This window comes from Undibacterium sp. TC9W (assembly GCF_049339865.1).
GTDB lineage: Bacteria > Pseudomonadota > Gammaproteobacteria > Burkholderiales > Burkholderiaceae_D > Undibacterium.
Genome location: NZ_JBMPPJ010000018.1, coordinates 1 through 21,362 on the forward strand (window position 1 = coordinate 1; position 21,362 = coordinate 21,362).

The 21,362-nt window shown below is 50.8% G+C and carries 13 protein-coding genes; 2 read left to right on the plus strand and 11 right to left on the minus strand.

Annotation, left to right across the window (positions count from 1 at the left end; genetic code table 11):
- Nucleotides 1–223: 223 nt before the first annotated feature.
- Nucleotides 224–799: a putative 2OG-Fe(II) oxygenase gene (locus ACO0LN_RS21880; RefSeq protein ID WP_162057867.1), complete on the plus strand. Its 576-nt coding sequence runs from the start codon at nt 224–226 to the stop codon at nt 797–799.
- Nucleotides 800–806: 7 nt separating this feature from the next.
- Here the strand turns inward: ACO0LN_RS21880 and ACO0LN_RS21885 are convergent, their stop codons facing one another.
- The 11 genes from ACO0LN_RS21885 to ACO0LN_RS21935 form a co-directional block, all read right to left on the minus strand.
- Nucleotides 807–1,871, minus strand: a complete 1,065-nt coding sequence (locus ACO0LN_RS21885) for an alpha/beta hydrolase family protein (RefSeq protein ID WP_422977439.1) — start codon at nt 1,869–1,871, stop codon at nt 807–809.
- 116 nt (nt 1,872–1,987) lie between these two features.
- Nucleotides 1,988–3,085 (minus strand): helix-turn-helix domain-containing protein, encoded by a 1,098-nt coding sequence (locus ACO0LN_RS21890; protein ID WP_422977441.1) that lies wholly within the window; start codon nt 3,083–3,085, stop codon nt 1,988–1,990.
- An 82-nt stretch (nt 3,086–3,167) separates the two neighbouring features.
- Nucleotides 3,168–5,045: a glucokinase gene (locus ACO0LN_RS21895; protein WP_422977443.1), complete on the minus strand. Its 1,878-nt coding sequence runs from the start codon at nt 5,043–5,045 to the stop codon at nt 3,168–3,170.
- A gap of 159 nt (nt 5,046–5,204) precedes the next feature.
- Complete coding sequence (locus ACO0LN_RS21900; RefSeq protein WP_422977445.1) at nt 5,205–7,613, minus strand: TIM-barrel domain-containing protein; 2,409 nt, start codon at nt 7,611–7,613, stop codon at nt 5,205–5,207.
- 29 nt (nt 7,614–7,642) lie between these two features.
- Nucleotides 7,643–9,319, minus strand: coding sequence for an alpha-amylase family glycosyl hydrolase (locus tag ACO0LN_RS21905; RefSeq protein WP_422977447.1), 1,677 nt, complete (start codon nt 9,317–9,319; stop codon nt 7,643–7,645).
- A 37-nt stretch (nt 9,320–9,356) separates the two neighbouring features.
- Nucleotides 9,357–10,721 (minus strand): MFS transporter, encoded by a 1,365-nt coding sequence (locus ACO0LN_RS21910; RefSeq protein ID WP_422977449.1) that lies wholly within the window; start codon nt 10,719–10,721, stop codon nt 9,357–9,359.
- 364 nt (nt 10,722–11,085) lie between these two features.
- Entirely contained in the window at nt 11,086–12,285 is a 1,200-nt protein-coding gene (locus tag ACO0LN_RS21915; RefSeq protein WP_422977451.1) for a cation:proton antiporter, read from the minus strand.
- 95 nt (nt 12,286–12,380) lie between these two features.
- Complete coding sequence (locus ACO0LN_RS21920) at nt 12,381–13,889, minus strand: tryptophan halogenase family protein (RefSeq protein WP_422977452.1); 1,509 nt, start codon at nt 13,887–13,889, stop codon at nt 12,381–12,383.
- Between the two features lie 139 nt (nt 13,890–14,028).
- Entirely contained in the window at nt 14,029–16,827 is a 2,799-nt protein-coding gene (locus ACO0LN_RS21925) for a TonB-dependent receptor (protein WP_422977454.1), read from the minus strand.
- Between the two features lie 563 nt (nt 16,828–17,390).
- A complete protein-coding gene (locus ACO0LN_RS21930) occupies nt 17,391–18,257 on the minus strand; it encodes a PhzF family phenazine biosynthesis protein (RefSeq protein ID WP_422977456.1) in 867 nt (288 codons plus the stop codon).
- Between the two features lie 77 nt (nt 18,258–18,334).
- Nucleotides 18,335–18,727 carry a hypothetical protein gene (locus tag ACO0LN_RS21935; protein WP_422977458.1) on the minus strand — a complete coding sequence of 131 codons (393 nt, stop codon included), beginning with the start codon at nt 18,725–18,727 and terminating at the stop codon, nt 18,335–18,337.
- 361 nt (nt 18,728–19,088) lie between these two features.
- Between ACO0LN_RS21935 and ACO0LN_RS21940 the strand changes: the two genes are divergently transcribed.
- Nucleotides 19,089–21,188, plus strand: coding sequence for a TonB-dependent receptor plug domain-containing protein (locus tag ACO0LN_RS21940; protein ID WP_422977460.1), 2,100 nt, complete (start codon nt 19,089–19,091; stop codon nt 21,186–21,188).
- Nucleotides 21,189–21,362: the final 174 nt, after the last annotated feature.

Consider the following 21,362-nt stretch of genomic DNA (forward strand, 5'->3'; position numbering starts at 1 on the left):
CTGAAGAAGTTGGGGATGCAACTCCCCAATTCTTGATGAAAATCATGTTCAGCAGCACGTTTTATGCTTTGACTGGAACATGATTTTGTAACGGATGGAAATTAGAACTTAATCAGACGTTCCTTAAAAATCACTGCTTCCATCACCATAAAGTATCGCAATAATACGCAAATAAGCAGGCAAATCATCTATGATCATGTGCATCATTTCATAAGGTGCGCACATGAATATCGAAGTACTCTTCCCCACCCTGGTTGGCATCTCCAAGGCCGATGACGACACCATTTATGCAATCAATGACGAAGTCTTGCGCCGCAAGGAAGACTTGAACCGCTTGCTTGGCCATTCATGGGGTGACAATGTGCTCAGTTCATTCAACAATGAGAAAAATATTTTCGCACTTGCCGGATTGCAGCATTTAAGAAAATTCATCGAAGACAGTGTCTTGCAGTTTGTCCACATGACCAGGCGCGACAAGGACTGGAAAATAGATCACCAATATACGCAAAGCTGGATCAATGTCACCAAGAAATTTGGTTACCAGGAAAGGCATAATCACGACAGGAATGTTGAAGGCGTACCCATCAGCGGCGTATATTACTTCAGCACCAACCAGCATGATGGCGAGCTCGCCATCTTCCCTTGCGACATGCAATACAAGCAGTTTGAAAACTACGTCATCGAACCTGAAGTCGGCAAGCTGGTCTTGTTCAGGTCCGATGTATTTCACAGAGTAGGCCCCAACCTCACAGATACCGACAGAGTGTCTTTCAGTTTCAATTACCTGCTCAATAAATAAGCTCGTTCTAATGCAATAAATGCTTCTCAAAGAATGCGGTAATTTTCTTGTCCACCGCAGACATTTGCCCACGGTCAAAACCGGGTGGGTCATTGAGCATGTCGCCAACCAGGCCAGTCAGATTTGGTGGCAGGGGCGACAACAGGGAACCATGGCCAGCGTCAGGCACGTCCGCAATATGTTCACAAGTCTGACAGACAGCCAATACCCTGCCGCTATGAAAGCGCGGCACCAGCCAGCGGTCTTGTCCGGCGGTGACCAGACCCAGTGGCACAGGTGGATTTTGCAGTGATGCCATGTCAAAATCAGCAGCAGCAGGTACTCCGGCCACAATCGCAGCCACACGGGGATCATGGTGCTCGCGCATTGTAGTATCACTGAAGCGGCTGCGGATAATCGTCAAAGCCAGCCATTTTTTCAGCCCATCAAAGAAGCCACCAGTGAGCCTGGTATTCAAGCCTACGCACGATTGAAAATCATTGACCAGGTCTTCTTCGCAATGCTGCTTAAATCCCGCCGGTGACCAGCGCCCGCCTGCCATGCTGAGTGCGGTATGACCACCTGCCGACATGCCATACATACCCACCTTGTCCAAAGTCAGCAAGGGTCCAAAGCGCGGGTCACGGCCAACAGCATCAATGGCACGGGATACTTCCGCAGGTCGCAAGGTCCAGCTGTCGGGGCCAGGATGACCATCATCCTTGTAATTGTCACCATGGTGTTCGGGCATGGCAACGATAAAACCTGCCTCGACCATACTGCGGGCAAGGTCTGCATTGACCCAGGGGGAGCCACCTGAACCATGCGAAATGATGATCAGATGGCCATTGCCGCGCACAGGTTCTGCGTGTTCAGCCAGCTTGAACTCAAAACGGCCACGATGCACTTGTTGCTCGGGCGCATTGCTGGGGTAATACAGGGTGATGGTGCCATCCATGGCGCTTGGGGCTATCGTTGTCAGGCCAACAGATGCGCTCGCGATGCCGCTACAAAAAAACAGCAGGTATAGCAGCGCATAGGTGAAACAGTGATGTGGTCGTTTTACAAGAAGTAGATACTTCGCTTTCATCATTCAGGCTCCAATCGGTTGAGTGCTGGAGGCTGTACTCCAGATGAACCGGACTATGCGCAGGAAAGCGAATGATGTCTTGCCGCAGACTGAAAATTACAGATTTCGGCTAGCCGATTTCAGGAATCGGCCATATTTTGTTTGCGATACTCAGTAGGCGTGAGCCCGGTGGCAGTCTTGAAGGCACGGTTGAATGGCCCTATGGACTGGAAGCCGGAAGTCAGCGCAATCGTTAGAACAGGCAAATCGCGCCGCGCCGGGTCAGCCAAAGCAGCGCGTGCTTCGTCCAGGCGAAAGGCGTTGATGTAGGCATTGAAATTGCGGTAGCCAAGCTGCTGGTTGATCAACTTGCGTAAACGGTATTCAGGGATTTGCATCTTGCCAGCCAGGCTGGCCAGTGTCAGGTCCTCGCTGCGGTAGTGGCGCTCATCCTGCATCAGTTTCTGCAAAGCCAACACCAATGCACCTTCGCCTGCGCCTGCTGCAGGCACTGGCGGGGACAAGTCTGGCGTCGTTGACTGCTTTTGTACGGGAGGTGCAGGCAAGGGAAACAAATCCAGATGTCCCAGTTTTAACATCCTGAATGTCACGATGGAGATAATGAGCAGCAACACAAGTACATCTGCCATCGCAGTACCGCCTGCCAACCTCCCCTGTGGCGAGCTTAAGCGGGCTATCAATAATAAAACGGTATAGACACTACCAGCAATCACGATAAAAGCACGCAGCCGACGTCGCGGTTCAACCAGATCGGTACGCCAGTTCTTCGCCGCTGCCAGCGCCGCCAGAATGGCAAATACCAGCGGTATCGCTCGCTGCATGCCCATCGTCACAGGGGCAATAATAGTGGCACTGCCCGCTACTACGGCGCAGTTCAAGGCACTCAGGGCGGCTACCGCAAACCAGGCAAGCAGGTGCGTGGGCCGCAATGCATAGTCATCATCGAACAGGGCTTGCACAAATACCCAGAACAGTACGGCGTTCGCAACAGAAATCGCCACCAGTGGCGCTTGCCACAGACGTGGCACCGTGGCTTCTATCCAGGGAGTGGCACTGATCACCTGCACCGCCAGGCCCAGACAAAGTGCGATACCTGAGCGCACTACCAGCAGTTGCGGGCGGTCACGGCCCAGTATGGCGGACAGCAGCAACAGCAAAGCCAGAAGCGTGCCGCGCAAAGCCGCATCGAGCAAGACCAAGGGATCAAAAGCCAACATGCCTGTCCATGAAGATGAAAGGCAAAACAATAACAGCAGCCAGACTGCTCAGGCAAGCTGCATCGCTTAGATTAAAGCTTAATCAGCTATCCAGATGAGAAATCAGCAAATTACTGAAACGCGATAACTCCTTGCGCTTGACGTCATCGCCATGCCCTTCTGTTTCAGGTGTATCAACCGACAAACCTACCGCGATAATATCAATCAGCAATAATTGCAGTATGCGTGAAATCATGGACAGGAAGGTTGCATTGTCTTCGGTATGATTGACCGCCAGACAGACTGTTGCCTTCTTCGCCAGTGGTGACTGATTAGGCGTGATCGCAATCACGTCTGCTCCGGCAAGGCGGGCGGCATCAACAGCTTTCAGCAACTCTGGCAGTTTGCCGGAATTCGAAACCACGATAACCACATCACCAGGATTCAGCAATTCTGCTGCCATGGAAAACAAATGTGCATCACCGTAAGACGCGGTAGGAATGCGGAAGCGGAAGAACTTATGCTGACCATCCAGCGCCACGGCACGTGAATTACCCATGGCATAAAACTCTACCTTGTTTGCCTTGCGCAACAGGGCAATTGCCTGATCAAGTGAACGGACGTCCAGCTGATCACGGAAATTCAAGATTGCCGACACGGTATTATCGATCACCTTGGCGCTCAGGTCATGCGTGCTGTCGCTCATGCGTACCTGGCTGTGGCGTACAGGTATCGTGCCGGTCAGGCTGCTGGCAAACTTGAGTTTGAAGTCAGCAAGACCGAGGAAGCCCAGAGAGCGGCAAAAGCGGATGACGGTGGGCTGACTGACATCGGCCAGGCGGGCAATCTCAGCAATTGCTTCATTCAATACCGTGCGCGGGTTTTCCAGCACCAGGGTAGCGACGCGGCGTTCTGCCGGTGTCAGCTCTGCCTGGATTTGCTGTATGCGGTCCATCAATGAACTGTCGCCGCTACGGCCACGCAAGTGTTCAGACAAAATCGCCGACACGCCATAAAACGCCGGGTTGGGCGTCGTAATGACGAAGGTAGGTATTTGCGCCAGATAACTGGTGAAGCGCCCTTTGGCTTCAAAGCGAGTGCGGAAGGCTGAAGTGGAGAAATAATCGCCCATCAGCGGAACAATACCACCACCGATATAGATGCCGCCAAAAGCCCCTAGAGTCACAGCGAGGTTGGCACTAAAACTGCCCAGCATGCCGCAAAAGCATTCCAGGGTTTCCAGACAAAGTGCATCATCATCAGTCAAGGCGCCACGCATGATATCTTGCGCTGCCAAGCCTTTGACTTTCTTGTTATTTCTATCTGCCAGGGCGCGATAAATCAATTCCAGGCCAGGGCCAGAAATCAGGCGCTCGGTAGAGACGTGAGGCCATTCTTTCCAGGCAAATTGCAGGATGGCATATTCACGCTCATCCACCGGCGCGAAATTGACGTGGCCGCCCTCACTGCCCAGTGTGACGAAACCATCAGAAGTCGGGATCAGGCCAGACACACCCAGACCCGTACCTGGTCCTAAAACACCGATGACGGATTTCGCCACCGGCGTACCACCGCCAACCTGCATCAGGTCTTTGGCTTGCAAACCCGGCAAGGACATAGCCAAGGCGGTAAAGTCATTGACGATGAGCAGGGTATACAAACCGAATTCACGACGTACATCTTCTATGGAAAATGCCCAGTCGCGGTTGGTCATCCTGACCTGGTCACCGTCGATAGGATTGGCAAGTGCAAACGCCGCATGATGCACTTTGCTGGCAGGCACCGTATATAAATAGGCGCGCAGCAAGGCGATGATGTCGGTGTATTCATCGCACTTCAAGACCTTGACGGATTCAAACACACCTGGCGAAGACTCAAGTGTAAAGCGCGCATGGGTTGCGCCTATATCCGCCAACAAGCGCGGGCCGCTGGAAAAGCCTGCCGCGTTACCATGTTCTACCAGTGCGTGTTCTGTCGTCATGCTGTCTTCATATATACGGTTTGCTGCCTATTGTCTTACAGAGAATACAATCCCGCAATTTACCACAAACAGCTTTGTATTCATGCTCCAAATCAGGGCTTGTCGTGACAAAGCCCGGGGCCAGTATGTTGCGGGTATTCTCTGAAGCACAAGACAATATCATTTACCCAACTTTATTGATAGCTCTGCCTTGCTGTTTTTCAGCCAGTGCACATCAATATGCAGCTGCTTTTTGGACTCATCCCAGTTAAAAGCGATTGCTTTCCCCTGCAGGTTTACTGATACTGGCTTGCTGGCAATATGATGAATATGAACTGCGATATCCCTGTCCACCGCCTCTGCACTCTTGCCGGTTTCTGTTCGCAGGCTGATTTTCAACTGCGCCGCATTTGCCTGACTATTAAAATGCATGAGGGTATAAGCACCTTTTTCATAGGCATTCGCAGTCTCGCCATCATCGTCATACAGCTTGCCTGCCGACTTTTTTACGGTGGCATCATGGTAGTAATGCAGCTCCAGTTTTTTTGCTGAATAGTCACGGGTATTCTGGATCAGCGGGCTCATGGGAACAAAAGCGCCGGCACGCACAAACACTGGGATATGATCTGGCTCCACGCTTACCATGCCAGTCGCACCACCCTGATGTTGCTGACCAGTATAAAAATCAAACCAGGTACTGCCTGCCGGGAAATACACGCTGGCTTCTTTTTCACCCGCCTTCATGACAGGATGCACGAGAAAGCTGTCACCCCATAGATAAGTGTCAGCCACGGTTTGCAGTTTCTGGTTTTGAGGCTCCGCATAAAACAACGGGCGCATGAAAGGCAGGCCGTGCTGGTTATTCTCAAATGCCAGGGTATAGTTATACGGCAGCATGCGGTAACGTAATTCTATGGCTGCCTTGGCCAGGGCCTTGGTCTTGGCTTCACGCAAGACCGGTTCAGACGCCACCTCTTCTTGCGCATGGGGGCGGAACACCGGCTGGAACACGCCATACTGCAACCAGCGTGCATACAACTCATCATCCAGATTGGCACCGGCAAAACCACCAAGGTCAGAATGCATATAAGCCATGCCTTGCATGCCCATCTGCAAGGCTATTTCAGGTTGTGAACGCAATCCCCCCCAACTGCGATTGACATCACCAGACCACGGTATCATGCCTAGTCTTTGCGAACCTGAATAACCAGAACGCATGAGGATGAAAGGCCGCTGATTGGGGTAGTCTTTCTTGTAGCCGTCAGCAATCAGTCTGGCCCAGTTATGACCGTAGATATTATGCAATTCATCGGCACTGCCAGTTTTATGCTGCAAGGCAGATGGATGGACTTCCGGTTCACCCAGATCCCCCCACCAGCCAGCCACACCCATGTTTTTTAAATTTTTATAGATGGCCCAGAACCAGTCTTGTGCAGGCGGGTTGAAGATATCGATGAGGCCGGTATTTCCAAAATAAAAATCATAGGTATAGGGCTTGCCCTGCTTGTCAGTTGCCAGAATATTTTTATCAACAGCCTCTTGCCATTTTTTTGAAGTCGTCAAAATAAAAGGCTCGGTAATCAGCACAGTCTTGATACCCTGCTGGGCAAAGTCAGCAATCATGCCCTTGGGATTGGGGAAGCTGTCTTTATCGAATTCCAGATTGCCCATGGTGCCCTTGATATCCTTGCCAAACCAGTAGAGGTCAAAGATGATGGCATCGACAGGGATTTTTTCAGTGTGGAATTTATCCAGTATGCTGCGCGCCTCTGCTTCATTATGATAACCAAAGCGGCTGGCGAAATTACCAAAGGTCCAGCGCGGCGGCAGAGGCTGGCGTCCGGTCAGGCTGGTGTAATTACTGACGATGTCGGCCCAACTGTCACCAGCGATGACCTGGTAAGTCTTGCGGCCACTAATGGTTTCATACGCGAGCACATTGTTTTTCTTGCTGTCGAGATCAAGCTGGCCTATCGCGGCATTATCAAAATGCAGGCCATACATTTTTGATGAAAACACCAGCGGCATGGCAAAGTTCATTTGTTCAGAACGTTCTTCATAGCCATAGTGTGCCTTGTTATACAAAGGCAGGCGATTGCCGCGACGGTTCATGCCCAGTGCACGGGCACCGCCACCATACAGGGCTTCGCTGGCATCCAGGTTGAAATCCAGCACTTCTGCATCAGCAGTTTTGCTATAGCCATTTTTTTCTGACAGCAAGGGCTTGCCCTTGTAGGCATAGGCAATTTGTAGCGGTGATTTGCTGATGCTGACACTGATGTCACCCGCAATGTACTGAATGCTGCTTGCTGTCTCCTTGAAGCTGGTCTTGACGCGCGCTGGCGACAAGACGACGGCATGCGAAGCCGGATTAAATTTTTCAGCAGCAGGGATAAAACTGGTTTCGATTATCTTGTCGCTGTAGGGCTTCAAGATATAGCGACCATCATTGGTCTTGATTTCCAGATGATCGGCCTGCTTGCTGACCAACACAATAGTGCGTGAAGAATTTTGTGCATGTGCTGTTGTCGCCATTGACAGGATCGCGGCTGCAAAGACATTCAGTTTGACTATGCTTATTTTTTTCATGCTGTCTCTAAATTTTTAACCTGCTCATACTAAGGCGCGATCAATATCGTGCTCAAGCCGCTATTGAATTGCACCTTGCCATTGACAACTGTGGCCGTCTTGCCAGAATAATAGTCGCGCAGTTTTTGTCCATCGGCAAACACGCCTGCGACGCTGATGGCAGGATTGCTATTCGCCGGGATATCCAGTGCAATCACTACTTTGTCGCTGATACCGTTCTTGTCATAAACACGCTTAAAGGTATAGGGTTGCTCAGCGAGTTTTTCGTGCAGACCTGCTCCTATGGCAGGATGGGCACGCCGGAATAAACCCAGGTGGCTCCAGTGCTGACGCACCTCAGCAATGCGGTAGCCATCACGGCTGGCATTCTTTGCAAGCTCATCCCAGTTCATGAAAGAACGCAAGGTCGCGTCGCCTTGCGCGCCAGCGACATTCAGCGAGCGTGCAGTTTCATCACCATAATAAATCTGCGCAGCGCCAGGACTGAGTAAGAGTTTATTGGCAGATTCAAATGGCTTTTGGCGCAAGAGATCAAATGGCCCACCGTCATCGTGCGAACTGATGTAATTGAGTACGGAATATCCAGCCAAAGGCCCATGCAGACGCGTGGCGTAATCACTGAACAAGGCTTCATAACTCTTATTGGCATCTGACTTGAAACCAAAATTGATGAGGCTGTCAAAACTATTCTGGTAAAAATTGACGGTCTTGCCGCCACCCATGTCAAATTCCTGGCCATGGCCAATCGCATAGTTATACACTTCGCCGGTCATGAAAAAAACCTGGTTACCCAGTTTCTTTTTGGGGTAGGCCTGCTTCCAGTCTTCATAAGCGGCACTGGCAAGGCCATGCAATTCTTTCCAAATATCTGGCTCTGTATGTTTGGCAGTATCTGCCCGAAAGCCATCAACACCGTATTTTTTCACCCAATCCACATGCCATTTCATGAGGTAATATCGTGGCGCACGTGGCAAACCTGTGCGCTGGAAAAAGTCATCCAGCTCCTTGACTTCTTTGTCGTAACGCCCTTCTGCCTTCCATTTTTCTACCAGCACTGGCGGCAAGCTGACTGTGGCTTTGCTGTCTGTGCGTATGTCCGGCAGGTTTTTCACCAGGGTGCAACTGACCGTGGTTTCAGTATCTTTATAAGTACAGGTGGGCGATGTCCTAACCCATTCATCTGGCCAGACAGTGTCTTGCTCAGTCACGGGGCCCAGGTGGTTCATGACTACATCCAGCAAGACCCGCATGCCATGTGCATGCGCGGTATCGACAAATTCGCGCATGTCAGCTTCTGTACCCAGATTGGCATCGACACGGGTGAAGTCTTTGGCCCAGTATCCATGGAAGCCATAGGACTTGCCCGTGCCTTCATCGGTACCGGCATGGATTTGCTCGACCGGCGGCGTCAGCCAGATGACATCAACACCGAGGTCTTTGAAATAACCAGACCTGATCTTCGCCGTAATACCAGCCAGGTCACCACCAGCATAGCCGCGCAAAGGTGCTGCATCATTTTTACGGCCATAGGCAAGGTCGTTTTTACGGTTGGCATTATGGAAGCGGTCTGTCAGTAAAAAATAGACGGTGGCGTTTTCCCATAAAAATGGTTGCGCTGTTTTTAGCTTGGGTGCTGCCAGCGACATGGAAACGCATGACGTGGCCAGCAGTGCTGCCAGCCCCAGTCTGATTGCTTTTGCTTGCATGAGAAAACTCCGTCGAATGCAGGGACTAATGCTAGGATTAAACTGCTGCAGCATTAGCTGCCGTCTTGTCCAAGCCTGATGCAACTTCGACAGCTTCATCCTTGACCAGCAATGTCAACAAGCCAGCCACTATCATGCAAGCCCCACCCAGCATCAAGACCTTGACGGACTGGTTATCAAAGAAATGCTTCAAGATCGCACCAAGTACGACACCGGCAATGATCTGCGGTATCACCACAAAGAAATTGAACAAGCCCATGTAATAACCCATGCGGTTCGCTGGCAATGCCCCGGCCAGAATTGCATATGGCATGGTCAGTACACTGGCCCATGCTATGCCCACACCGACCATAGGCAAGAGCAGTATTTGTTTCGATGAAATCAGGAAGATACTCATGAGGCTGACACCACCTATGACCAGGCAGAGCATGTGCACAAATTTGCGGCTGGTCATCTTCGCCAGCACGGGCAGCAAGAAAGCCGCCAGTGCAGAGACACCACCATACACCGCGAACATGATACCCACCCAGTTACCACCTTCCTGGAAAGCTGCAGACTGCGCGTCACTGCTATGGAAAACCGTTTGCGCTATCGAAGGCGTGGTATATACCCACATGGCAAACAAGGCGACCCAGGTAAAGAATTGCACCAGCGCCAGTTGCACCATGGTCTTGGGCATTTTGGTGAAACCACCAAGAATCTCCGATACAGCCTTGCCTATGCCCTGGTTATTTTTGCGTTCCTGTTTGAATTTTTCCAGGTCTGCTGGAGGAATTTCCTTGCTGGTAAACACTGTCCACATGACAGACAAGGCAAATATGGCACCGCCAAAATAAAAGGAATAACGCACGGTATCAGGGATCGCGCCATTCACAGGCACATTGCTGACGCCGAGATAATCAGTAAATATCGTCGGCAGCAAGGAGGCAATCACGCCACCGCAACCGATGAAGAAGGTCTGCATCGCAAAGCCCGCAGTTTGTTGTGAAACATCGAGCTTGTCGCCAACAAAGGCGCGGAAAGGTTCCATGGAGATGTTGATGGCACTGTCCATCATCCACAGCACAGCTATCGCCATCCACAAGACGCTGGAATTGGGCATGAGGAACATGGCAATCGATGCCAGTATCGCACCGATGAAAAAGAAAGGACGACGGCGTCCCCAGAATGGGTGCCAGGTATTGTCGCTCAGATAGCCAATGACAGGCTGCACCAGCAAGCCGGTGATGGGAGCAGCCAGCCAGAACAATGCCAGCTCATCGGGGTTCGCACCCAGGGTAGAAAAGATGCGGCTGGTATTGGTATTTTGCAGCGCAAAGCCAAATTGAATACCGAAGAAACCGAAACTCATATTCCACAACTGCCAGAACGACAGACGTGGTTTGTATGCAGATACTTGCATGGTGTTTTGTCCCCAAATTTATTATGAACTACTATTGCGGTATTACTTGGTGGCTAAAACGACTTCCCAACAAAGTCACCATACCAAGAATGCCAGCATACTGAAATACTACCACAGCAAAATGTAATCAAACTACATAAATTTTTAAGACTTACTACAAACAGCAAGCATGCCTGATAAAAATGAGAATCTGGCACAAAACCTTCACTTGAAAACAGCAAACTGTAGCAATACTACCCATGATTGTCTGCACATTTCAAGCTGATCCTGGCACATTCAGGCGTACCAGCCACATCAAGAAAATGCTCGCTACTTCCACAAAAGCAGCGGGCATTTCATTTGCAAAAACAGAGATTCAAAATTCTTACCTGCTCCTGAAAATCAACTCCTTCATTTTCTGCAATTTCGGATACACCACAGGCACAGTCAGCATGGTGCTGGCGATAGCCATAAGCAACAAGGCCGTAAAGGTTTCACTGGTGATGATACTTTTATCCAGCAAAATATTGACAAAGATAATCATGATCAAAGCCTTGGTCTGCAACAGCCAGCCTATGATAGATGCCTCGCCTTTTTCCCATTTCAATATTTTGCCCGCCACCTGTATGCCTATGAGCTTGCCAGTGACAGAGGCGAACAGCAACACAGCCGCAGCGACGAAAACAGCGACGCCGCCCACTGCCCAGTTGGTACGCAAACCCGTGCTCAGGAAAAACACTGGCATGATGGCCAGTAAGACATGGTGGCGCATGAGGTCCATTTTTTCCTGGTTGAACCAATGTGCATCCATGACCGCCCCCGCCAGGAAAGCACCTACCATATAGTGCAGACCCGCCCAGTCAGCCGCAAAAGCACAGGCAGCCAGCCAGATCAGGCCTACATACCAGCGGTCGCGCTCTTCCAGCCAGACCATGAGTTTGCGAAACAAGACAGTAGCAACCGCAAACACCACCAAAAAGCCAACTTGTCGCCCTACCCTGGTCCAGTCCAGCAAGATCACGGCCAGCACACCCCAGATGGCAATATCGTCAAGACTGGCGTAACGCAATATGCGCTGGCCTACGGGTTGGCGCAGGATATCGAGCTTTTCCATCAACAGGATCAGGATGGGCAAGGCAGTGACAGCGCAAGCCATGCCCACACCGAGCACGAATTGCCAGCTCATGGCCTTGGGCCCCATCCAGCCATCCATACTCAGCAGACCCATACCAGCTACGCAGCCAAACAATAAAGGCATGCCCAATGCCAGGCCTGCAGTGATGGTGCTTTCGCGACGGTATTCCCATGCCTTCTTCAAGTCCAGTTCTATTCCGGCAATCATGACAAAGATCATGACGGCCCACCAGGCAATGCCATTCAATGACTGTATCACCTGGGGATTGAATACGAATTTATAGTAGTCCGGATAAATCGCACCAAGAATACCAGGCCCTAGCAAAATACCAGTGATAATTTGGACTACTACCAGTGGTGCGTAATAGTCAGTTTTACCTACTCGCCAGATCAGATAAGGCAAAGTAAAAATCACAAACATCGCGATCAGAAAAATCTCGGTGGTGCTCATACCAGTATGCATAATTTCAACTTTGTTTTTAGTTTATTTTTTTATGCCCCACCAGTGAAACATGACAGTGGCGCCCCCCCCCACTCAGTACTGACTCAGCTTCTGGCCTTGCAATGCTGGGCAATATAGGCAGCATGTCCTGGCATGATGGCCACGCATTTATGCACTACCTCACGCACACTATCGAGATATTCCATGGTGTCCGTTTCGGTCTGCAAATTTACCAGAGGATTGAGGCTTTCAGGAATTAAATTTTGACCTTCAAAAACCTGCAACCAACCAACCTCGGCAAACAATTCATTATCGACACGCAGCAAGCGGCCGCTGGCGCGGAACAGGTCAATCTTGTGCTGCAAGCTGTCCGGCACGGGCATGGCTGCGCAGGCTTTCCAGAAGTCAGAATCATCGCGCTGATTGAGTTTGTAATGCAGGATCACGAAGTCACGGATACGCTCATATTCAAAGCGCGACTGGCGATTGTATTCAGCAATATCGACAGCATTGAAACTACGGTCAGGGAAGAAGTCAATCAGCCGTGCAATGGCCGATTGTATGAGATGGATACTGGTTGATTCCAGCGGTTCGAGAAATCCACTGGACAAGCCTATCGCTACCACATTCTTGTTCCAGGTTTTATTGCGCATGCCAGTCTTGAATTTGATAACGCGCGGATCAGCCAGCGGCCTGCCATCAAGATTCGACAACAACACGGAAGCCGCTTCATCATCACTGACATACTGGCTGCAATACACATGGCCATTGCCTATGCGATGCTGTAGCGGAATGCGCCATTGCCAGCCAGCGCGGTGCGCGGTGGCGCGGGTATAGGGCAAGAGCTCTGGTGCAGATTCACAAGGCACGGCCTGCGCCCTGTCGCATGGCAACCAGTGCGACCAGTCTTCATAACCTGTCTGCAAGGTCTGCTCTATCAGCAAGCCACGGAAGCCGGAACAGTCGATGAATAAATCACCTTCTATGCGCTCGCCATTTTCCAGAACGATGGCATCGACAAAGCCATCAGCTTCGCGCTGACTGACCGAGACTATCTTGCCTTCGGTACGCACCACACCGCGCGACTCGGCAATCTTGCGCAGATAACGCGCATACAGACTGGCATCAAAATGATAGGCGTGGGCAATCTGGTTCAGCGGTGAATTCGGCACATCGTAACGGGCGGGCATGAATTTATTTGCCTTGCCCATCATACGGGTAATCGAATACGCAGCCAGTTCATCGGCCTTACCCAGCATGCGCATTTTTTGCCAGTACTGATCAAAACGCACACTGCCAAGATCCTGGCCTATCGTGCCAAAGCCATGCATGTAACGATCACCCTGCTTGCCCCAGTTGACAAATTCTATCGCCAGCTTGAAAGTGCCCTGGGTCTCGCGCAGGAATTCATTTTCATCGATACCGACCACCTGGTTGAATCTTTGTATCATCGGTATGGTGGCTTCGCCGACACCAACAATACCAATTTCATCCGACTCTACTACCCGTATCCGGTATTGTCCCTGCAAGACAGTCGCCAGCGCCGTTGCTGTCATCCAGCCTGCTGTACCACCACCTACAATCACCACGTTTTTTATAATTGAATTCTGCATGTTGTCTCCACCAAAAAAAACAGCCCCTGTGAGCTGACGCTGACAGGGGCTGCTTACAATCCAGATCAGAACCTGTTTACGATCTGTAGCGGGCGAGCATAATCAGGACTCCCACGCGCTTAAGATCGCAAACTGGTTCTTAGAACTTGTAGTTCAGGCCGAATAGATAAGTCCTGCCATACACGGTCTTGTCCGTGATCTTGTTTGGATCAGTATCATATTGCTGGAACGGTGCGTTGTTCCAGTTATTGGCTTGCGCCAGCAATGACAAACCCTTCAGGTAACCAGTCTGGAATTCATACGAGACCTGGAAATCAACGATAGTTTCACCCTTGATGAAAGTCAATTGCTGATTGTCCTGGAAGTCGCTGATCTGCCCCAGGAAATCAGAGCGTTTGCGACCTGCAATGGCGATCTGGAAGCCATTTTTTTCATAGTACAAACGCAGATTGCTGACACGCTTGGAGAGGCCTGGCAAAGGAATATTTTGCGCACTGATATTTGAAGTGCCGAAACCAAACGCTGGCAGCGTGATCTGGCTTGAGGTATCAGAGTGATTCACCATGACACCAAAACCATCCAGCACCGGAGTGATCATGGAGAATGGAATATTCAAGGCAACTTCAAAGCCATGAATATTGCCGCCTTCACCATTTTGTGGCGTCGTCAGCAAACCAACAGTCGAACCTTGATATGGACCACTCAGAGGCAAAGGTGTAGTTGCACTGACAAAAGGCTTAAAGTCGAAAGTACGTGGTGCACGGTAGATATAAGTATCGAGTTGCTTATAGAAACCGGCAACGCTGAAATAACCCTTCTTGCCGAAATATTTTTCGTACGACAAGTCAAAAGCCTTGGCGCTGAAAGGTTTCAAATCCGGATTCCCGCCACTGCCGCCAAGGATAGGAAATTGACCCGTGGTTTTGACACCAAATTCCTGGCTGGCACGCAAATCATCCATGTTTGCGCGTGACAAAACTTTTGCCAGACCTACACGCAAGAACTGCTCTTTACCGAGATCAAAAGAGACGTTCAGGCTAGGCAGGAAATCAGAATAAGACTTGCCACCTGAGGTAGTCTTGAATGGGCAAGTATCTACAGTGATGCCTGTGCACTTGGCCAGATCAACCTGATTACCAGTCGATCGCTGATTAGTATGAATGAATTGACCGCCAAAATTACCGCGATAATTCAAACCCATTACCTGACCATCCAGATCACCCATTGCGTAGGCGGTCGTTACTTTTTCATTGACGGTCCAGTCTTTTGCGAGCACGGATGCATCAACCCAGCGCGCCAGTTCATAAATCGGGCCCAAAGAGCCATCAGGGTCAAACGAGACTACTGGCAAACCAACTGTGCCCGCAGTTGCCACTGCACTGCCTGGTACCGCTGCAGAAGCATAGCCACCACCGCCTTTAACGACCAGACGGCCTTCCTGGCCAGTACGGGCTTTATCGCGCTCAGTATAGTTAAGGCCAAACTGTGCCGCTACCACAGGACCAAAATTCAGGTCGCGTTTAGCGCTCAGGCGTATGCTGTTGACCTTGTCATTAATATCTGGCAAAGCAACATACCCGGCTTGCGGTGTATTTGGACCACCACCCCAGCCATCGACATCAGTCAATCTGGAAACATTGCGGTCGGAATAATTCAGGCTGGTGGAGTACTTAACATCAGAAAAATTACCACCATTAAAACCGGTATAAGAAATCGAGCCCAGTGGCGTTACGTCACCCGGCTGACCTGCCGTGGTTTCGTAGCGTTTGCTATGCTTGACGGCTTTTGAATAAGACAAATCAGCTACTGCAGTCCACTCGTCGAGTTTCATTTCACTGTTCCAGCCTATCGACGTCAACTTGTCGTCAGCGCTTTCTTTGTGATTGCGAACTACGCCTTTATAGTTACTGAAAGTACCGGCGGTGGCAACACCATTGACGATGGTTGCATTGCTGAGTACGCCGTCTGGATCATAGCCACCGGCTGACCCGGCAATTGCACCTTCCAGACCGGTTTTCTTCAGGCTGGTAGAGCCGGCAGAATAAAATACATCAACCGTAGATTTGAAGTTTTTATTTGGCTTGTATTGCAGAGTCAGGGAAGCGCCGTCACGGTTACTCTTACTGACTTCCGTGTCAGACTTAAAACCACCCGGAGCCACAACTTTGGCACCGTTATAATCGACAGTCGGCGCAAAACCGCCCCAGGAATCGAACTTTTGCTGGCCGCCGCCATCTTCCTTGAACTTGGTCAAGCCCAAAGACACGCCCAGAGTACGGTTCGCAAACTGATCTACATAAGAGAATGATGCGCGGTCGCCTGTGCCCTCTTCGGAGCCGGATTGTACGCCCGTGCGTTGTTTGCGATAGCTGGCTGCCAGTACACGCTTGCCAAAATCCAGTGGCTTGAGTGTATTCAAATCTATCGTCGCTGCCAGCCCCTGGCCAACCAGCGCTGCGTCGGGCGTTTTGTAGATCAATACGGAACCCATGAGTTCAGCCGGGAACAGATCAAATTCCGGGCTGCGGGCATTGCCTGTGGAAGCCTGTTCACGGCCATTCAACAGGGAACCATTAAAACTTGGGGACAAGCCACGCACACTGATATCTGCAGCTTTACCAGACGAACGGCTGCGCTGTGCGGTCACACCCGGCAAACGGGCTATCGATTCGGCAACGCTGGCATCAGGCAATTTGCCTATGTCTTCCGCCGAAATGGCCTCGACGATAGAATTGGAATTTCTCTTGATCGAGATGGCTTCTTCTATACCCTTGCGGATGCCTGTCACGACCACGGTAGTACCAGTTGCTTCTTGCGCTGTAGCGATGTCGGTCATGCCAAAGATCAATACCGCACATCCAGCCGCGACCGGACTCAATTTAAAAGAAAAACGGTGCAGAGCTTCGCCCTGCCGACGCTTATGCGTAGCTTGTTTCATGTAATGTCCCCTCACACTTTTATTTGACTTGCACTCTTTGAGTCACCAGACAGAAACCCAACATTCCAGCCCGGCAATCAGAACCCAACGTTCCGAGATGAATTTTGTACTAAAACTAGATTCAATGTCAAACGAAGACTACAAAAAACTACAAACAAAATACGTGCGCCACATAAGGCCTCTATAGCAAGGCTAGCTCTATGCACTGAAATGTGTTGTGTATGCCCCACAAGGGGGCAGGAGAGTAATGTAGTTAGACTACTTTATGTAATTGGACTACTTATTAACCTCTAAAAATTTCAGCATAACAATCCAGCTGCAAGGGCAAGCAAGGACGATCGTTCATGCGAGAAACTGTAGCGCCAGAGCTATGCTGAGGTCAGAAAGACAAGCTTAGGGGGAAATTCAATTTGTCATGCCAATATCGCGCAGTGATCGTTTCAACAGGCAAATCACGGACGCCGTTGCCGCAATTCATGGATGTTTTTTACCGCTGTGCCAGTCAGCAGAGTTGATGCCTATGCTCTGATCTATGCTCTCACATCGGCACCAGATTCACGGCTTTATACGTAGAGCTCGCCCCTGGCGACCAGACAAACTTGCCCATGTACCAGCACAGTTTCATCTTCGGCACTCACATTCACATACAATTCACTAGGTCTGTGCACATAGGCGCCCTGGGCAAAAATTTGCGTATCGCCAGCCTGGGCGCGCTGATGCCTGACCATGTAGGCACCGGCAGGGCCGACCGCACTGCCAGTCGCGATATCTTCCACCTTGCCTTCATTGTCCCAGGTACGCCCTTCGCGGCGCTGTACATCCAGCACATAGACAAATTTCGCGCCCACGCTGGCCAGCAGCGCTTCAAACTTTTCATGGCAGACACGCGCTTTGTCGAGGTGTTGTTGTATAGGCACGATCAGATAAGGCAGGCCTGTCGATACCACTTGCAGTGGCAAATCCGCTACCTGGTCATGTGCATGCAGGTTCAGAGCCTTCAAGAAATTTTCGGCAACACTTGTGCTCAAGGGTTCCCCGAAACTGGCTTTACCCTGATTCATTTCAGCAAAAAAATTGCCATTCTCTTGTTTGCTACTGGCAAATACACTGCGTTCGTTCAGGACGAATTCAAATTCCGCTGTCTTGCTGTCCGACTGGTAAAGCTGATGCAGGCATGCTGCCGCACCGATGATGGGATGACCGGCAAAGCCCAGTTCTTCTTCCATGGTGAAAATATGAGTTCGCCATCTGTGCTGCCCTTCCAGCTTCTGCAGGAAGATACTCTCGAACTGGCGCATTTCGCGCGTCATTGCCTGCATCATGTAAGCAGACAAGGTTTGCTCCAGCACGAAGACACTGAGACCATTGCCTGCCAGTGTTTGCCTGGCAAAGACATCCACCATGGTAAATGGGAAAACTTGTTTTTTCATTTTTTGCTCCCTGGTCAGCCCTGGTTCAGAACCATCTCACCAGTATAGGCAAAAAATCTTTGACGCCAGGCAAATTCTCAGCGAGTTTTCTTTTGTTGACGTTGCCAGTGCCTGGCATATAAATGCAGACCCGTCATGGGCAACAGAAACCAGAACAAGCCATTGGCGAGCACACTGGCTCTGGTGAAACCAAAATGGTAGTGATAAGCAGTGTCATCGATATATACCGCCACATAGGGGAAGCCAGCAAACCAGCCATCACCCGCTATATTTGGATAAGGCAGCAGCATCCAGAAAGTGCCCAGCCACGATGCCAGACCCAACAACAGCCCGCCCAGCAAGCAGAGGTAAAAGTGTTTTTGCCAGTTCGCGGGGCGCTCGCCTGAAAACAACAGATACAGGTTGCCGCACAGGCTGTAAGTTCCTGCCAGCACCAGCAAACTGGCAGCCACAAAGATAGTGATTAACATGATCTGTCAAACCAGAAATGAGAAAGCAAATACTGACAAAAGCAGGGTATTAAACGTGCATCATACCATCAGGATTTCCGCGATTTCTTGCCACCGTTGTAAAACGGCGTTGTTTTTAAAGATTTAAGCTTGCCTGGCTTGATAACCTGCCGATGGCACACAGAGCGGTGTATCTGCAAGTCATGCACAAAATATAATCCCGCCTCAAGATCAGCGAGAATGCGGCATTCCCACCACACAGCATGTCTTCAGACTTGTTAAGCATTGCTACATTCAGCAGGCTGCTGCAGAAACCGGTGACAGCCTTCGCTGGCGGATTTATGATGAGTGCATTCAAGCAATGTCTGCTCCGGGAGGAATGATGCAATTGCCACCACATACAGCCATGCTGAGCGCCCTGCTTTTGTCTTTTTCACTGGCGGCACATGCTGCTGCAGACAATAATGAAGAAGACGATGACCTCAAGGCCGTCTATGGCGACAAACTGACCGTCAGTATTGCTACGGGTAGCCAAAAGTCGCTGCGGCTGGCACCCGCCGTTACCAGCGTTATCACTGCCGCCGATATTCGCGCTATGGGTGCGACTGATCTGGATCAGGTCATGGAAACCGTGGCAGGCGTGCATGCAGAAAAAATCGGTGCCAACAATTTTTCTGCCTATGTCGTGCGGGGCATCATCAATGAACTCAATTCGCAAATCCTGGTGTTGCAAAACGGCGTACCGATGACTGTGCTGCTGACAGGGAACAGATCGCGCCTGTGGGGCAGTTACCCCTTGCAGCATATCTCCCGCATAGAAATCATCCGGGGACCGGGCTCCGCCCTTTACGGTGCTGATGCCTATAGCGGTGTCATCAATATCATCACCAAAACCGCTTCAGAAATACAGGGCACGGAATTTGGTATTAACACCGGTTCATTTTCCAATCGCGATATCTGGATACAGCATGGCGGCAAACTGGGCGGCGTGGATGTCGCCGCTTATTTTCGGATAGGCAAAAGCGCAGGCAGTGCAGAAATCGTCACAGCCGATGCGCAAACCGGCCTGGACCGCGTATTTGGCACCCATGCCAGTCTGGCCCCCGGCCCCTTGAATAATGGTCATGATGCAGTTGATGCCCATCTTGACCTGAGTTATGAGAAATGGCGCTGGCGCAGCAATTTCATCCTGCGCGATAACATGGGCACGGGAACGGGGACTTCTTCGGCACTTGACCCTAGCGGCAAATTAAAAAGCCAGCGTCTCACGTCAGACTTGTCGTGGAGCGATCATCACATTGGTCAAGACTGGGGTCTGGGCTTCAATATGAGTTATTCGCAATACTTGCAACGCCTGCCCTCGCCCCTGATCTTGTATCCACCAGGAGTGACGTTCCCTACTGGTAATTTCCCTGACGGGATCATAGGTGCCCCCAATACCTCTGAGCGACAATTGCGTGTGTCTGCCTATGCCGTGTATTCAGGCTGGCGTGACCATCAGCTACGTGTCGGCGTCGGACATGATGACCTGAACATGTACGACACCTATGAATTCAAGAATTTTCTGATCACCCCTGCCGGGTTGCCGCAACCTGCGGGTCCGGTACAAACTTACACGGGTGCGCTGGCATTTTTGGAGCCGCACCGCCGCAAGATAGATTATGTATATGCTCAGGATGAATGGCAATTCGCGCCGGACTGGAATCTGACGGCAGGTATCCGGCACGATAATTTTTCTGATGTAGGCAGCACGACCAACCCACGTGTAGCGCTGGTGTGGGAAGCTGCGTATAACCTGACGGCCAAACTGCTGTATGGCCAGGCTTTCCGTGCGCCCTCTTTTAATGAGCTTTACAGCATCAATAATCCTGCACAACGCGGCAACTCGTCCATACAACCCGAGAGCATCAAGACCCTGGAAGCTGCCCTGATATGGCAGGCACGCAATGATCTGCAGGCAAAACTCAATATCTTCCAGTTCAGGATGAAAAACCTGATACGTACCGTGCCCAATGCAATCAAGGGCACGGGCAGCTCCTACGCGAATACCAATAGCCAGGAGGGGCATGGCGTGGAAACAGAGTTGAACTGGCAAGCCAGCCGCCAGTTGCGGGTTAGCGGCAACTACAGCTATCAAATCAATACCGACCAGGTCACCAATCAGGACGCAGGTTATGCACCACATCACCATATCTTTGCCCGCGCCGACTGGCAATTTGCGCAAGACTGGTTATTGAGTCCGCAATTCAACTGGGTGGCAGGACGCAAGCGCACCTTGGGTGATCTGCGCCCACCAGTGGCAGATTACAAATTGATTGATCTCAGCCTGCGTACCAATGCCGGGGCCTGGGAAATATCTGGCAGCATCCGCAATCTGATGAATGTTGATGCACGAGAACCCAGTTTTGCTCCGGGCAGCATCATCAATGACATACCGCTGCCAAAACGTAATTTCTTCCTGCAAGTCATGTATAAAATGTGATTACCAAATTCCGCATGCAGCATTAGCAGATGATGGGGTTCTCTGCTTTTCATCTGCATGAAATAGCAGCGACGTGCAGGCTTTGGGTAAAATAACGCCTGATCCAGTACCAGACGACTATCCAAACCACCTTGCATACTCCTATTAAATACCAGGTTTTCCCCTCTCACCCCA